Source organism: Acetobacter orientalis (assembly GCF_000963965.1).
Lineage (GTDB): Bacteria > Pseudomonadota > Alphaproteobacteria > Acetobacterales > Acetobacteraceae > Acetobacter > Acetobacter orientalis.
The window spans coordinates 13,501-29,812 of the sequence record NZ_BAMX01000033.1; the positions used below are offsets into that span (position 1 = coordinate 13,501).

The following is a 16,312-nucleotide window of genomic DNA, read 5'->3' on the forward strand; positions in this document are numbered from 1 at the left end:
GGTTTTTATTAGTGCTTAGTCCCTGCAATAATCTGGTTTATTGTAAAACTTTTATTAAATATCAGGGCTGTAGAGTATAGGTGGCGTGCTTTTAGAGCCAACCCACCCCTAAAATTACGTGATATACACTTAAAGCGTACAGACCCTCTTTCATTTTGTTGCAAATCAGGCAGTGTGTAGGCCTCTTGTATGGCGCAGTGCATGCTCTGGCAAAGTTATGGGGGCTTCGCTACACAGGCGTGCTTGTGTGTTTGACGTATTATAGCGTTTGCATAGGGTAAAAACGTTGGGCGTGTAGACGGGCATTGACCGTTTTGTAGGGCCTGAATTTTCTGCGTTCGGTACAAATGTCATGATGAAACTGACCTTGGTTTCCCGCTTTCCCTACCGTGCCCGCTTGGGGCTTGCACCCTTGTTTGGCGCTGCTTTTTTAACCTGCGTTGGGGCTATGCCTGCGTATGCAACCCCCGATGTGATGGTGGGTGAGCACGGTACACTCACTGTGCCAGAAAATTCGCCTTTACGGGGGCGGCTAGAGGTCTCTGTTGCGCAATGGTCTGCCCCACGAGATACCCTTTCTGTACCCGGCTCCATTGTGGCAGAGCCTTCTCGCACGGTGCAGGTTTTAGCACCTGTTACAGGCCGTGTTGTGTCTGTTGGGGTTACGTCTGGCCAGCATGTGCGGGCCGGGCAAGCCCTCGTTAAGTTGCAGTCTGGTGATATGGCGCAAGCCTTAACCGATGAAACCAAGGCAAAAGCAGGCTTGGTGCAGGCCCGCAGCGCCATGCTGCGCGCGCAGGAAGTGAAGCAGGCCGGTGGTGCCGCCACCAAAGATGTAGAAGCCGCCCGCGCAGCATTGCAGCAGGCCGAAGCAGAAGAACAACGCGCACAAGCCCGCCTTGCGTCTTTGTCTGACCAGACCGGGCCAGATGGCCTGCTGGTGTTGCGCGCCCCTATGGATGGTGTGGTGGTAAGCGTTAGCACCGCGCGCGGTGTGAATGTGACAGACCTAACAGCCCCCCTTATGATGGTTGAAGATATTTCAGAGGTATGGGCCGTAGCCAATGTGGCCGAAACCGATGGCGATGATGTGCATGTAGGCCAAGCCGTGGCCGTAACCCTGCCCGCGCGGGAGGGTATTTTTATACCCGGCCAAGTCTCAGCTATTGAACCAGACTTACACCCAGACACCCGGCGTATGCGGGCCATTGTGCCCCTTGCCAACCCAGATGAAGACCTAAAGCCCAATATGTTTGCCACGGTGGCTATTCAGCTCAAGCAACCAGCAGGGCTTATGGTGCCGCAATCTGCCTTGCTTATGAATAACGACCGCGTAACCGTGTTTGTTGAGGTGGCCCCTTGGGTCTTTAAACGGCGTGCTGTCACCATCTCTTACGATGAAGGTGAAGATACGCAGGTGCTTACCGGCTTAAAAGCCGGAGAACGTATTGTGACCCGTGGCGCGGTGCTTCTAAACGATGATTGAGAAGATTATTGCCGTCTGCCTACGGGAGCGGCGTATTGTTTTTGTGGCCATGGCTATTCTGGCGCTATGGGGTGGCTGGGCTTGGAAAGACCTGCCCGTAGAAGCCTACCCAGACCTTGGCGCTGTGTCCGTACAGGTTAGCACGCAAAGCTCTGGCCTAGCGGCAGAAGAGGTTGAGCAACAAATTACGGTACCGCTAGAGCGCCAGCTTGCGGCAACGCCGGGGCTTGTTATTAGCCGCTCAAGTAGCACTTTTGGGCTTTCCCTTATCAACCTGATCTTTCAAGACGGGGTCAATGTTTACGCGGCCCGCCAGCGCGTAACAGAGCAGTTGGCGCAAGTGACATTGCCCCCCGGGGTTACCCCCAGCATGGGGCCAGTTACCAGCCCATCGGGCGAAATTCTGCGCTATACGCTGGAGTCAGACCGCAAAAATCTGATGCAGCTTTCAGAAATTCAGCAATGGGTGGTTATTCCCGCTCTCACGAAAGTGCAGGGCGTTGCCAGCGTGAGTAACTTTGGTGGTTTCACGCGGGAGTACCAACTGGTGCTCGACCCCGACGCGCTCGATCGCTTCCATATTGGTGTTAACGATATTCTGGACGCTATTCGTAACAGCAGCGTCAATGCCGGTGGTGGCCGCGTAGCACGGGGCGAGCAGTCTTACATTGTGCGTGGTGTGGGTATGATCCACACGCTTGATGAAATGGGTGATATTCCCGTTGCCCAGCACGATGGTGTGCCCGTTTTCCTGCGTGAGCTCGGGCGTATGCAGCTTGGCCACCAAGTGCGCCAAGGTATTTTGGGCAAAGACACAAACCCAGATACGCTAGAGGGTATTGTGTCTATGGTGAGCGGAGAGAACGCCTCGCACGTTCTGACTCTCCTTCATGCCCGTGTCGATCAACTGCAAAAGCAGTTAGAGCCACAGGGCGTGCATATTGTACCCTATTTAGACCGTGACAACCTGGTACATGCCACAACCGAAAAAGTAACCCACACCGTGCTTGAAGGTGTAGGGCTGGTTTTTGTTATTCTTATTCTGTTTCTGGGCAGCCCACGTAGCGCCATTGTGGCGGCTATTACCATTCCGCTCGCGCTGGCCAGCGTGTTTGTTATCATGAGCCTGCTGAACATGCCCGCCAACCTGTTCTCGCTTGGCGCGATCGACTTTGGCGTAATTGTTGATGGTGCCATTGTGGTAACAGAAGCAATTTTGTGCATGCGTGAGGCGCGGCCAGACCACACTATGACACTAGAAGATGTTGAGGGCCTTACCACGCATGTGGGCCGTGCCATCGTATTTTCTACGTTGGTTATTATTGTGGCGTATAGCCCGCTCTTTGCCTTTGTCGGGGCGGAGGGCCGCTTGTTTCGCCCCATGGCATATACCGTGAGCTTTGCTTTGCTTGGCGCATTGTTGAGCGCCATTGTGCTTACGCCGTCTTTGGCGTTTTTGGCCATGCGCAAGCCGCACAAAATTTTCCATAACAAACCGTTAGAAAAACTCCATAACTGGTACCATCAGGGCCTAGCCCGGATCATGAAAAAACCGCTGTTGGCCTACATTGGGGCTATAAGCGCTTTTGTGTTGGTGCTGGTTTTAGGGGCGCATACTGGCCGCGAATTTTTGCCCGACATGGACGAAGGCGCCTTGTGGCTACAGGTGCAATTGCCCTCTGGTATGTCTTTGGAAAAAGCGAGTGCCGTGGCAGATGAAGTGCGCAAAGCCATTCGCTCCTTCCCGGAAACATCTTATGCGGTCACCCAGCTTGGCCGTAACGACTCCGGCACAGACCCCTGGACGCCCTCTCATATTGAAGCCCCTGTGGGGTTAAAGCCCTATGACGCATGGCCAAAAGGCGAAACAAAAGCCCAGTTTATTGCCCGCCTGCGCGAAAAATTAGACCAAATTCCGGGCATTACCTTTGGCATAAGCCAGCCAATTGCAGATGGTATGAACGACCAAGCCGGGGGGGCCCATTCGGCTCTCGTGCTACGCGTGTATGGTAACGACGCACGGGCCCTGCGCCGTATTGGCACCCAAATTGTTGATGTGCTCAAACAAGTACCGGGTACCACAGAAGCCTCTATTTTTCAGGAACCAGAAATTCCGCAGCTTAATATTGTTGCCAACCGCCGTGCTGCGGCGCGCTATGGTATTTCGGTTGCAGATATTATGGCCGTTGTGGGTAACGCCATTGGCGATGCCCCAATTTCGCAAATCTATATTGCAGACCGCACGTATAATATGACCATTCGCGTGCCGTCTAAACAGGTTAGCAATTTGCGGGCACTGGGCCACTTGCCGCTTACGGCGGCTAATGGGGCGCAAATTCCGCTCGAAATGGTGGCGTCTATTGGCCTTAAAACAGGTGAGGGCACCATTTCGCACGAAATGACCGAGCGCCAGATTACGCTCCGGGTCGATAACGGCAAGCGCCCTTTGTCTGAATATATGGCAGATGCGCAGGCACGCATTGCCAGCTCCGTGCATTTTGACCCCAGCCTATACCGCCTGCAATGGGCCGGTGAGTTTGAGCAGCAACAGCGCGCACAAGCCCGCCTGAGTGTTGCTCTGGCTATTATGCTGGCCATTATGCTTGTGCTGCTGTTTGGAGAGTTCCGTAAGCTTCGTCAGGCTGTTCTGGTATTGGCAGTTGTGCCTCTTGCCCTGTTGGGTGGCCTCGTAGCCCTACAAGTGCGCGGAGAAACCCTGAACGTAGCAACAGCCGTTGGCTTTATTGCTCTGTTTGGTGTGGCTGTGCAAAACGGCATTATCATGGTGTCTAACATTAACCGGCACCGGGCACAGGGTGTGCCTTTGGCGCAGGCGGTGCTGGAGGGGGCGGGTGAGCGATTCCGCCCCGTGCTTATGACCGCAACTGTTGCCAGCATGGGCATGCTGCCCGCCGCATTGGCGACAGGTATTGGTACAGACGTGCAGCGCGGCTTGGCAACTGTTGTGGTTGGGGGCTTGGGCATTGCCACTATTCTTACCCTCTTTATCCTGCCAACATTTTATTATGAGCTAGAAGCATGGTGCGAGCGGCGTGCCGCAGCGCGGGAGCAAAAAGCATGAAGCGTTTTCTCCTAAGCGGTTGCTGTGTGGGTTTGCTGGTGCAGGCAGGCTGTGCTGTAGGGCCTGATTTTAAAAAGCCAGCCCCGTTGGTTGGCGGGCACTACGGGCAGGCAGAGCACTCTGAGCAAATTCAGGCTGTTGCGGGGCAGGCAGAGCGTGCCGCAGCTGGGGCGCAAGGTGGTGCACAGGTATTGCGTGCCGGGCAGGATATTCCCGCCCAGTGGTGGACATTGTTCCGCTCCCCAGCGCTTGATGCCTTGGTGCGTAAAGCGTTAGACCATAATCCGTCTTTAGAATCAGCACGGGATGCGCTGGCCGCTGCGCAAGAAAACCGTCTTGCTCAACAAAGCGCGTTTTTCCCGACTATTTCGGGCAGTTTTAACCCAACGCGGAATAAAACGTCTAAAACCTATTCGCCAGTGCCTAACAGTAACCAGTGGCTGTATACTGTGCACACAGCACAGCTAAACATTTCGTACGTGCCAGACTTGTGGGGCGGCGTGCGCCGTGGGGTTGAGTCGGCTAAAGCGGTGCGCGATGCACAACGTGACCAGTTGCGTGCTGTGCAGCTTACTCTTACGGCTTCTGTGGTGCAGGCGGCCATAGATTACGCCACTATTAAGGCCCAAATAGAGACCACCCAGTCTTTGGTGAACCTGCAACGAGACCTTTTGGACTCGGCACGGAAGCAGGAAAAAGCGGGTGAATTCTCACAAAATGATGTTGCTTTACAGCACACCGCTTTAGCGCAGAACGAGGCCACATTGGCCCCGCTGCAAAAGCAGCTTGAGCAGCAAAAGCACCTGATTGCGGCCTTGGTGGGAGATACCCCTGATGTGCCGCAGCCTGAATTTACTTTAAACGGCTTTGCCTTACCCGCAGAGCTCCCGCTTACGCTGCCAGCACACCTTGTTGAGCAGCGGCCAGATATTCGCACAGCACAAGCCAACTGGCATGCGGCTTGCGCACAGGTTGGGGTAGCGGTGGCGAACCGGCTGCCTAACATTCAGCTTGGAGCTACACCGGGTTTTGCCGCAGCGTCCATCGCGCAAATGGCAGCACCCGGTTATGGGCAATGGACAATTGCCGCCATGGTAACCCAGCCTTTGTTTGATGGTGGGCTGCTCCGCCACCAAGAAAACGCTGCCCGCGCGGCTTACGACCAAGCCGCAGCAGAATACCGCAATACCTTGGTAACAGCCTTGCAAGATGTGGCCGATACGCTCTCAGCTCTTAAGCTGGATGCCACCACATTGTCTGATAATGCAGAAGCCGCTACCGCAGCGGGCCAGAGCCTGCGTATTTCTTTGGCGCAGTATAAATACGGAGCCATTAGCCAAATTGTCATGCTTACGGCGCAGCAAGCCCATTTGCAGTCTGAGCTTGCTTTGGCTCAGTCACGGGCAGACCGTCTTTCAGACACAGTAGCTCTGTTTCAAGCTCTGGGTGGTGGTTGGTGGAACAGTAAGGAGTCTGAGGCACCGCGCCAGCCGTCGTGGCACCCAGATAAAGGGTTAGCTGTACTCCTGCCCTGATGTAAGGGCTTGCAGCTTTTGTAAGGCAAGAATGCGTATGCCGTGGTGGTCTGTCCCTGCAATCAGGCCTTCACGGCGTAGGGCGCTTATGGTGCGGCTTACGGTTTCAATGGTTAGGCCAAGGTAGTCGGCAATATCCACCCGCGTCATGGGGAGAGACACAATGGCTTCCTCCCCTTGTTCGGGGGTTGAGTGTACAACCATGCGGGCTAGTAAAAAGCTGGCCACACGCTCGCGAGCGGTTTTTCTGCCTAAAAGCAGCATTTGTTCTTGGGCCTGTGCCAGTTCATCTGTCACTTCGGCCAGCAAGCGGCGTTCAAAGAGTGGGTAGTCGGTAAGCAAATTTTCCAGTTCAGCGCGGGAAAAACGACATACCCGCACGGTGTCGACCGTTTCTGCGCCAAAAGAATAGGTGCTTGAATTTGTCAGGCCTAAAAAATGACCCACATCAGCAAAGCCAGTTATTTGCCTGCGGCCATCTGGCAAAGATTTAAATAGTTTTACCGTACCCGCCGTAACATTGAAAAACGCGGTCGCGGGAGAGCCTTCTTCTACTAACGTTGTACCCGGTGGCAGAGAAAGGCTTTTGGAGGCATGCGCCAGAATCGCCAGTTCTTTATCGTTAATGGCATTGCATACGCTATGCTCGCGAATATCGCATAACAGGCATCGGCTTATGTCATCTCCGGCACTCAGCACCAGTCTCCGCCGCATGTGGGTGGGGGTGTTTTGTGTCTGGGGTTCTAACGCCATGAGAGGTTTATCCGGTCAGATCAGCCCTTATTTTACGTCAAATTTTAAGTAACAGGCTGAAAGATAAAGAAGATTGTTAAACAATACGTTATTTTTGATATAAATCAAAGACGCTCACGCATGCTCTTTTTGGTAGGGCTGCTCTCTTAAGGCCAATAATGGGCACATAAGAGCGACTGTGTTGTTACCGCCACACTCTGTGCCACATCATTCTGTGGGCTTGATTTAGATCAAGGTGCAGTCCTTCTGCGCATGATTTTTGCGGCATCAAGATATCACAGCGCAGTTGGAAAAGTATTCAGCAATGGCCAAGATTCGTTCCTTACTTACAGCCATGGTAGCAGGCGTTGCCGCTCTGTCTGGCACAGCCAAAGCACAGAGCGTTGCTGCTCCGGCTGCAACAGGTGCAAACGCTCAGTACGTTAATGCCCCAATCATGAAGCAGATCCCAAATGCGCCACGCCCCACCGGCCACTGTGGCATTTTTGAAACCTGTGCCAGCACCAAAATTGGTCTGGGCCGTGGTGACTTCATGATCCGCCTGTCTGGCGTTGGTGTTCTGCCACAGGATCGTGATAGCCGTGTATGGCTAACAGGGGCAACAGGCCCAATGACGGAACTGAAGCGCTCAAAGCTTTCCACCACTAACCAAGCAATGCCAGAACTGACGCTGGAATACTTCATCACAGACAATGTGTCTGTTGACTTGATTGCAACCAGCACGCGTCACGAAGTGGCCGCAAGTGGTGCAAATATTCCTGGTGGTAAGCTTGATGTTGGTAGTGCATGGGTTCTGCCACCTACGCTGACCTTTGCATGGCACTTCCGCCCACATAAACGCTTCAATCCTTACGTTGGTGTTGGCGCAACGGCTATGTGGTTCCATAATATGCACGGTGCTAATGGCATGAGCCTTAACTCAGGCTTCACCGGTGGCCCATCTGTTAACGTTGGTTTCGATTACCAGATCGTTGGTAACTGGTTCTTCAATGCAGATGTCAAACAGATGTTTGTTCGTATGCATGCTTGGGCTAAAGGTGGGGTTTTGGATAGCTTTGGTGCAGGTACCAAAATTCGTGCCCACGAATCTCTCGACCCGACCGTTGTGTCTGCTGGTATCGCTTACCGGTTCTAAGAGTATGAGCGCGGTATCGTCTTCCGACCTGATTACCCGCTACGGCGGCAATCTACCGCGCTACACAAGTTACCCGACTGCCGCCAGTTTTACGGAGGCAGTCGGTTCTGCTCAAGCAGAAGCATGGCTTAAAGCCGTGCCAGAAGAGCAACAGCTCTCTCTTTATTTCCATGTTCCTTTTTGTGATGAATTGTGCCGCTTTTGCGGGTGCAATACGTCCGTCATGCGCCGAGACGATGGGCGCGCCGCTTATGGTGACCTACTGCGTGAAGAATTACGCCGTGTTGTTGCCTTGGTTGGTACGCAGCGCTTGGTGCGCCACGTACAGTTTGGTGGTGGTACGCCCTCTACGTTGCCAGCCACAGCTTTGCGCCAGATCATGCGTTCTGTGCGCGGCATGTTCCATGTTGAGCACGGTGCTGAACTGTCTATGGAGCTTGACCCCCGGCACGTGCCTGAAGGCTACCCTGCATTATTGGGCGAGCTAGGTTTTACGCGCATTAGCGTAGGCGTGCAGGATCTAAACGAGCAAGTGCAGGAAGCCTGCGGGCGGCATCAGTCTTTTGAGCAAACGCAGGCCTGTCTGTCTGCTATGCGGGGGGCTGGTATTTCTGGTGTCAATATAGACCTTATTTACGGCCTGCCATACCAGACAGAAGACAGCGTGGCTGAAACCGTGCGGCAAATTGCGTCACTTCGGCCAGATCGTTTGGCTGTGTTTGGCTATGCCCATATTCCATGGAAACAAAAGCGCCAACGCCTTATTCCTGAAGCCTCCTTGCCCGGCCCGGCCGAAAGGTTGGCTCAACGCGCCCGCATGGATACGGTTTTAAAAGCCGAAGGCTATGTGGCTATTGGGTTAGACCATTACGCCCTACCCAACGATGCTTTGGTGAAAGCCGCAGCAGCAGGCACACTACGCCGCAATTTCCAGGGTTACACAACCGACTCGGCAAGTGCGTTAATTGGCATGGGGGCCTCAGCCATTTCCATGCTGCCCGGTGGTTATAGCCAGAATATTACTACGGTTGCCCCTTATGCTCGTGCTCTGGCAGATAGCGAAGGCTTGCCCGTTGCCCGCGGTGTTGCCCGCACCCCAGAAGACCATTTACGCGGTAACCTGATAGAGCGCTTGATGTGCGATATGGGCGTAGACCTAGCGCAATTTGAATCGCTCAATACGGTTTTTACGCCAGAGCGTGAGGCTCTTACGTCTTTTGTAGAAGATGGGCTGATAACGCTCGAAGGTAGTAAAGTGCAGATAACAGAGCGTGGTCGCCCTTTTGTGCGTAACGTGGCGGCTTTGTTTGATACGCACCGCAAAGCCTTGGCGCAGGCTGCTGGGAATGGTGTGGAGTCTCCTCGTTTTTCACGTGCTATTTGAACGTTTCGCGGTGTCTTGCGTATAAGCATCTGTTGATCGTGTGCTGGTTTTAGCGCATGGAGTAAGGCTGTTCACTTCGCACTTGGGGTAAACCAGACCGGCGGAGTGGTAGTATACCGCAACTGAAGGACAGGGCAGATGCACTCAGAAGCCCAAGGTTTAGACACCGGAGCAGTTTCGGCATTTACGCAAATGCTCGCGGCAACGCCTGCTGTTTCCCACCCTTACCAACATTGGATGATGGGTGAAGTTCTGCCGCAAGAAGCGTGCTCAGCGCTTGTGGCCTGGAACCCCGGCTCAGAGGCTTTGGCCGGAGATGTTGGCGGCCGTCGTGAGACACGCAACAAGTCCCGTGTGTTTGTTGATAAAACGATTCGCGCCCAAGACCCCCGGCTAGACCGTCTGGCACATTTGTTTGAGTCCGCTCAGGTTAGGCAAGGGTTTGCCCAGTATTGTGGTGCCCAGCTTGATGATGCAGCCCTGCGGCTAGAGCTGTGTTTAGACACAGACGGTTTTTGGCTCGAACCCCATACTGATATTGGGGCTAAAAAACTCACTCTGCTTATTTCTTTATCAGAAGATGACCATGCGGGAGAGTGGGGTACAGACCTGATGACGCCAGAAGGCGCGTCTGTTGCGCGGGCTTCTGGGGCGTTTAACTCGGGTGTGCTGTTCATTCCGTCAGACAAAACCTGGCACGGTTTTGTGCGCCGCCCTATTGGGGGCACACGCCGCACCCTTATTGTGAACTATGTTGACCCAAGCTGGCGTGCCGTACACGAGCTAGCCTTTGGCCCCGTGTCTGCAACGCACTAATTCACTAAAAAACGCTATTTGAGCAGTCTCTCTCAGTGTGGGGAGAGACTGTTTTTTTGCACTAACGGCCCAAATGGGCGTAAGGGAAACCCGCATAATCTTTCCGGGGGGATAGAACGAGGATGAACGAAACCGTGCGTGAGTCGATGGAGTTTGACGTTGTTATTGTGGGTGGTGGGCCAGCCGGGCTTGCTGCGGCCATTCGTTTGCGTCAACTCTCGCCCGAAACCAGCGTCTGCCTTATTGAAAAAGGTAGCGAAATTGGTGCGCACATTGTTTCTGGCGCGGTTATAGAACCGCGCGCCCTTGCTGAATTGCTGCCAGACTGGAAAGAGCGCGGCGCCCCGTTGAACACTCAGGTTACGGCAGAAGAAATGCTGTACCTGACCGAAACCGGCAGCCTGCGTGTGCCGTTTCTCGATAAATTCATGCCGCACATGGCAAACCACGGCAATTATATTGTGAGCCTTGGTGAAGTATGCCGTTGGCTGGCCACCCAGGCAGAAGAGCTGGGCGTAGAAATTTACCCCGGTTTTGCCGGGGCTGAAGTGCTTATTGAAAACAACCGCGTAGTGGGTGTTGCCACGGGTGACATGGGCATTACGCGTGAGGGTAAGCCCGGCCCCAACTACCAGCCGGGTATGGAGTTGCGTGGCACATATACTTTGTTTGCCGAAGGCTGCCGTGGCTCCTTAACCAAACAGGTTATGGCGCATTACGACCTGCGCAAAGGTGTAGACCCACAAACTTACGGTTTGGGCATTAAAGAGGTGTGGGAAGTCCCGGCTGAAAAGCACCGCCCCGGCCTTGTGCAGCACAGCTTTGGTTGGCCGATGGACGACCAGACCTACGGTGGCGCTTTTCTGTACCATTTTGGTGAAAATCTGGTGTCTTACGGCTTCGTGGTGGGGCTGGATTACCCCAATACGTGGCTGTCTCCGTTTGAAGAAATGCAGCGACTTAAACTGCACCCGGCTTTTCGTAAACATCTGGAAGGGGGCCGCCGTGTGGCGTATGGCGCACGTGCTCTTTCAGAAGGTGGCTTGCAGGCTATGCCTCGCCTTACCTTCCCCGGTGGGGCGTTGATAGGTGACAGCGCAGGCTTTTTGAACGTGCCCAAAATCAAGGGCACACATACAGCCATGAAGTCTGGTATGCTGGCAGCAGAAGCCGTGGTTGATGCCATGCAAAGCCAGCGTGCAGAGCCAGCAACCTTTACCCAACGCGTTAAAGAATCTTGGGTGTGGGAAGAACTGCGCACGGCGCGTAACATTCGTCCAGCCTTTGCCCGTTTTGGGGCCAAGAAAGGGGCTATCTACTCAGCGCTGGATGCCATGATCTTTAAAGGCCGTGCCCCATGGACGCTGCATTTTAAACATGCAGATAACGAAGTGCTCAAGCCTGCCACTCTTACCGCCAAGCCTAACTATCCCAAACCAGATGGCCAGCTTACGTTTGACCGTCTGTCTTCCGTTTTCTTGTCAGCGACCAACCATGAAGAAGATCAGCCGGTTCATCTGCATGTAAAAAATCAGGCATTGTGGAAGACAGTGAACTGGGATGTGTTCCGTGCGCCAGAAACCCGCTACTGCCCCGCCGGGGTGTATGAAGTGGTGGACGAAGCCGCAGACCCCAAGCTGCAAATTAACGCCCAAAATTGCGTGCATTGCAAAACCTGCGACATTAAAGACCCCTGCCAGAACATAGACTGGACGGTGCCTGAAGGGGCCGGTGGCCCCAATTATCCTGCTGGTATGTAATTTTTATTAAAAATACTGTATGCCAGCGTCTGAACGATCCTGCGTCTGCAAGCGAAAGAAGCCATGAAGATTGTAGTACCTGTCAAACGGGTTGTGGATTACAACATCAAGCCACGTGTTAAAGCTGATGGCAGCGGTGTTGAAACCGCTGGCGTTAAGATGTCCATGAACCCCTTCGATGAAATTGCGGTAGAAGAAGCCGTACGCCTGAAAGAAAAAGGCGCCGCAACAGAAGTTGTGGTGGTCTCTATTGGTGTGCAGCAAGCGCAAGACACCTTGCGTACCGCAATGGCCATGGGTGCAGACCGCGCCATTCTTGTTCTGGCAGAAGAAAGCCCCGAGCCTCTGGCTGTTGCCAAAGTGCTTAAGGCCATTGTTGCCAAAGAAGAACCGGGCATGGTCATTCTTGGCAAACAAGCCATTGATGATGACATGAACGCGACAGGCCAAATGCTCGCAGGTCTTCTGGGCTGGGGGCAGGGTACCTTTGCCGGTAAGGTTGAGGTGGCTGATGGCAGCGTGCGTGTTAGCCGCGAAATTGATGGCGGCACAGAAGAGGTCTCTCTCAAGCTGCCAGCCGTTATTACCGCTGACCTGCGCCTGAACGAGCCGCGTTATGCGTCTCTGCCCAACATCATGAAGGCCCGTAAAAAGCCGCTTGAAACCCTTAACGTGGCAGATTTGGGTGTAGATACGACCCGCCGCTTAACGGTTGTTTCTGTGGCTGAGCCTGCCCAGCGTGCCGCGGGTGTTAAAGTTGGCTCAGTGGCTGAGTTGGTTGAAAAACTGCGTAATGAAGCAAAGGTAATCTGATCATGACCGCTCTTGTTCTTCTTGACCATGAAGAAGGCCGGATCAGAAAAGCTGCTCTGTCCGCCGTTGCCGCCGCCACCCAGTTTGGTGATGTGCATGTTCTTGTTGCCGGTAATGATGCCGTAGCACAGGCTGCTGCTAAAATTGCTGGCGTTGCTAAAGTGTTGCACGCAGCCGATGCCCGCTACGCGCACGAACTGGCAGAGCCTCTGGCAGCTTTGCTGGTGTCTTTGGCTGGTGGGTACACGCATATTGTGGCTGCGGCTGGTGCTGTGGGCAAAAACGTTCTGCCCCGTGCTGCGGCTCTGCTCGACGTACAGCCTATTCCAGACGTTGTTCGTATTGTTGATGCCGATACGTTTGTACGCCCCATTTATGCAGGTAACGCGCTGGCAACAGTGAAATCGTCTGACAGTAAAAAAGTGCTGACAGTACGTAGCTCTGCATTTGATGCCGTTGCAGCAGAAGGTGGCGCAGCCGCTATTGACGTTGTTGCTCCGGCAGAAGACCCCGCAGTGTCTCACTTTGAGGCCGTACATCTGTCCGACTCCGAACGCCCAGAACTCGAATCTGCCCGCGTGGTGGTTTCTGGTGGTCGTGGTCTGCAAAGCGAAGAGAAATTCAAAATTCTCGATCCGCTGGCAGATACATTGGGTGCGGCTATTGGTGCGTCTCGTGCAGCAGTTGATTCCGGTTTTGTGCCAAACGACTACCAAGTTGGTCAGACCGGTAAAATTGTTGCGCCAGAACTGTACATGGCATTCGGTATTTCTGGGGCAATCCAGCATCTTGCTGGCATGAAAGACAGCCGCGTTATTGTCGCGGTCAATAAAGACCCAGAAGCCCCCATTTTCCAGGTGGCTGATTACGGCATTGAAGGTGACCTCTTCGAGGTTATCCCGCAGCTGACAGAAGCGCTTAAATAAAGCGTCTCAAGCCGTTTCCATTTAAAAAGCCCGTATGTGCCTTATGCCATACGGGCTTTTTTGTAGGGTCTTGATAAAAGGGACAGGGTCGCCATTTACCCAATTTTTTCTGTGCCATAGGCGGCTAAAAACATATGCACCGCGGCATGGATTACTTTTTCTGTGTCTTCAGCTTCGTTTTCTAGCGGCATATTAAAGCGTTTACGGTGGCCAATGCGGGTTTGGCAGAGAGTAAAAAACTGCTCTGCTGCAAAAACCGGGTCGGTTACGTTGAGCGTGCCTTGGTCAACCTGCTCTTGTATCCAGTGGGCAAGTATCTCAATGCCAAGTTTGGGGCCATGCTGCCAAAATACGGTTGCCAATTCGGGAAAATGTGGCGCTTCAGAAACAATAATGCGGTACAGCATAATGCCCTCGCGGGACGTGATAAGCTGCACCATACCTCTGGCAATTTCTGTCAGAGTTTTGCGCACGGGCTGGTTTGTTTGTACTGGGGCAAGGGCTGCGGGTAGTTTTTCCCGGCAATTCTGCTCAACAAAGGCAGCAAACAAGTCTGCTTTGTTGGTAAAATAATTATATAACGTCCCTTTAGACACACCGGCCTGCCGCGCAATGGCAGACATGCTGGCCCCTTCAAAGCCATGGTCTGCAAAAACAACCTTAGCACCAGCCAAAATTTGCTGGCGCTTTGCCTCAGATTCCCCCGTGCAAGGGCTAGGGGGCGTAGCAGGTTGTGTGAGTAAAACAGACATAGTGAAGGCTTATTCCCAAGTATGACGATTGACGCAACATCGAAAAACGCTAGGTTAGCATGCTGACCGATCGGTTCGGTCAGCGCAAGATGGTTGATTAAGCAATTCAGAATTTCGTTGGGAGCGGACGGGTGGCAAAACGGTACGCGCTGGGAGCAAGCACACTGGCTCTGGCATTAGTGCTGGGCGGGTGCATGGTAGGCCCAGATTTTAAAAAACCTGCCACATGGACGCCTGAGCAGTGGCAGCATGCCAAGCTGGAAGGCTCATCTTCTGTGCTAAGCGTGCCCAGCACAGAAGCACCAGACCCGCAATGGTGGTCTGCCTTTCATGACCCAGAGCTCACATCGCTCGAAAAACGCCTTGCCGCCCAAAACCTTGATGTGTTGCAAGCAACAGAGCAGTTGGCAGTAAGCCGTGGTCAGCTCCTTATTGCTGGGGCAGAGCGTTTTCCAGACCTTGCGGCAACCGGCTCTTACAAGCGCGCGCAATATAGCAGTAAGCAGGTCTCGCGCGTTATTGAGCGTATTGGGCAAAACGCACCAGAGGGGGCCGGTGCGCTTCTTTCTGGGGCGTCTTCCAATGTGTCCATCCCGCTTCTCAACCAATGGCAAGACGGTTTACAGGCCAGTTGGGAAGTTGATTTGTGGGGTCGTGTCCGCCGCCAGTATGAGGCCGCCAAGGCTTACCTAACCGCCACAATGGAAGAACGTCGGGGCATTCTCATCGCCCGTCAGGCAGAATTGGCGCAAGATTATATGTCTCTGCGTGGCCTGCAAGAGCAGTTGCGTATTACCAAAGCTAATCGAGACGCCGCCCAAAACATGCTCAACCTCAGCTCGGCTCGTTACAAAAGCGGCCTAGTTAGCGAGCTTGATGTTGAAAGTGCGCGCTCACAAGTTGAGGAAACCAACGCGCGTATTCCTCAGTTTGAGCAACGCATTGCCCAGCAAATCAATGCAATTAACCTGCTCATGGCTGCACCGCCCGGTTCTCTAAATGCCGAGCTCACGCAGGCTGCTATTATTCCCTTGGTTCCTGCCACTGTGCCAGTAGGTTTGCCTTCAGAGCTGGCCCAACGCCGCCCAGATATTCGTGAGGCTGAGGCAGAACTCCACGCAGCCACGGCTGAGGTCGGGCAGGCCGAAGCAGACTTCTATCCCAAGGTCACAATTGATGCCGGGTTTGGCTTCCAGTCCTTCTCCTTCCGCGACCTAGGTTTCTGGAGCGCACGGACATGGAACGTCGGGCCATCTATTAGCTTGCCCATTTTCCAAGGTGGGCGGCTCAAAGGCCAATTGGATATGAAAAAGGCATCGCAGAAAACGGCTGCACTGCGGTATCGTAAAACGGTTCTTAAAGCATGGAGCGAGGTCGATAACGCACTTACTGCTTATGAGGCCGAACAGAAACGGAATCAGGCTTTAAAAACTCAGGTGGCCTCAGACCAACGCTCACTGCATCTGGCGCAAGAGCAATATCGCCATGGTATGCAAAGCTTCCTTCAGGTGCTCGATGCAGAGCGCAGGCTGCTCGCATCACAAACACAATTGGCAGATAGCACCTCGGTTATCTCTAATAACCTTGTGCGTCTCTACAATGCCCTTGGCGGTGGGTGGGAAGCAACTTACCCCGAAAACACTAACGGCAAGACCCAGCATACATAAGCAGGGTGTAAGATTACCCCTCTTTGAAAGGTCGGCCAGTTTACTGGTCGGCCTTTCTCGTCTGTGGGTGCTCACAGCATTCTGCAACGCAATGCGGGGCCATAGGGCTACCCGTAAGCCTACAGCCACGGTAAACCGCCAAAATTCTAGGCTTTCCTCTTTTTTCAGAAAAAAGTGAGAGAAAAGAGTGATTTGGTGTTGAC

At 53.6% G+C, this 16,312-nt stretch carries 12 protein-coding genes; 10 read left to right on the plus strand and 2 right to left on the minus strand.

What is annotated here, in order from left to right; all coding sequences use genetic code 11:
- Window positions 1-352 precede the first annotated feature (352 nt).
- From Abor_RS11300 to Abor_RS11310, 3 genes are read left to right on the plus strand one after another with little or no spacing between them, the layout of a single operon-like run.
- A complete protein-coding gene (locus Abor_RS11300; protein WP_048841999.1) occupies window positions 353-1,486 on the plus strand; it encodes an efflux RND transporter periplasmic adaptor subunit in 1,134 nt (377 codons plus the stop codon).
- Window positions 1,479-4,568, plus strand: a complete 3,090-nt coding sequence (locus Abor_RS11305; protein WP_048842000.1) for an efflux RND transporter permease subunit — start codon at window positions 1,479-1,481, stop codon at window positions 4,566-4,568. The genes Abor_RS11300 and Abor_RS11305 overlap by 8 nt, the downstream gene beginning before the upstream one ends.
- Window positions 4,565-6,103: an efflux transporter outer membrane subunit gene (locus tag Abor_RS11310; RefSeq protein ID WP_048842001.1), complete on the plus strand. Its 1,539-nt coding sequence runs from the start codon at window positions 4,565-4,567 to the stop codon at window positions 6,101-6,103. The genes Abor_RS11305 and Abor_RS11310 overlap by 4 nt, the downstream gene beginning before the upstream one ends.
- On the opposite strand, the gene Abor_RS11315 is transcribed toward Abor_RS11310, so the two are convergent.
- Entirely contained in the window at window positions 6,083-6,856 is a 774-nt protein-coding gene (locus Abor_RS11315) for a Crp/Fnr family transcriptional regulator (protein WP_048842002.1), read from the minus strand. The two genes, Abor_RS11310 and Abor_RS11315, sit on opposite strands and share 21 nt — an antisense overlap.
- 304 nt (window positions 6,857-7,160) lie before the next feature.
- Between Abor_RS11315 and Abor_RS11320 the strand changes: the two genes are divergently transcribed.
- The 6 genes from Abor_RS11320 (at window position 7,161) to Abor_RS11345 (ending at window position 13,690) form a co-directional block, all read left to right on the plus strand.
- Window positions 7,161-7,991: an OmpW/AlkL family protein gene (locus Abor_RS11320; RefSeq protein WP_048842003.1), complete on the plus strand. Its 831-nt coding sequence runs from the start codon at window positions 7,161-7,163 to the stop codon at window positions 7,989-7,991.
- A 4-nt stretch (window positions 7,992-7,995) separates the two neighbouring features.
- Complete coding sequence (gene hemN, locus Abor_RS11325; protein WP_048842004.1) at window positions 7,996-9,375, plus strand: oxygen-independent coproporphyrinogen III oxidase; 1,380 nt, start codon at window positions 7,996-7,998, stop codon at window positions 9,373-9,375.
- Window positions 9,376-9,513: 138 nt separating this feature from the next.
- Window positions 9,514-10,191: a 2OG-Fe(II) oxygenase gene (locus Abor_RS11330; protein WP_048842005.1), complete on the plus strand. Its 678-nt coding sequence runs from the start codon at window positions 9,514-9,516 to the stop codon at window positions 10,189-10,191.
- Between the two features lie 122 nt (window positions 10,192-10,313).
- Complete coding sequence (locus Abor_RS11335) at window positions 10,314-11,951, plus strand: electron transfer flavoprotein-ubiquinone oxidoreductase (protein WP_048842006.1); 1,638 nt, start codon at window positions 10,314-10,316, stop codon at window positions 11,949-11,951.
- Window positions 11,952-12,014: 63 nt separating this feature from the next.
- A complete protein-coding gene (locus tag Abor_RS11340) occupies window positions 12,015-12,764 on the plus strand; it encodes an electron transfer flavoprotein subunit beta/FixA family protein (RefSeq protein WP_048842007.1) in 750 nt (249 codons plus the stop codon).
- A 2-nt stretch (window positions 12,765-12,766) separates the two neighbouring features.
- Window positions 12,767-13,690 (plus strand): FAD-binding protein, encoded by a 924-nt coding sequence (locus Abor_RS11345; RefSeq protein ID WP_048842008.1) that lies wholly within the window; start codon window positions 12,767-12,769, stop codon window positions 13,688-13,690.
- A gap of 95 nt (window positions 13,691-13,785) precedes the next feature.
- Here the strand turns inward: Abor_RS11345 and Abor_RS11350 are convergent, their stop codons facing one another.
- Window positions 13,786-14,442 (minus strand): TetR/AcrR family transcriptional regulator, encoded by a 657-nt coding sequence (locus Abor_RS11350; protein WP_048842009.1) that lies wholly within the window; start codon window positions 14,440-14,442, stop codon window positions 13,786-13,788.
- Between the two features lie 131 nt (window positions 14,443-14,573).
- Between Abor_RS11350 and Abor_RS11355 the strand changes: the two genes are divergently transcribed.
- Window positions 14,574-16,109 carry an efflux transporter outer membrane subunit gene (locus Abor_RS11355; RefSeq protein ID WP_244877891.1) on the plus strand — a complete coding sequence of 512 codons (1,536 nt, stop codon included), beginning with the start codon at window positions 14,574-14,576 and terminating at the stop codon, window positions 16,107-16,109.
- Window positions 16,110-16,312: the final 203 nt, after the last annotated feature.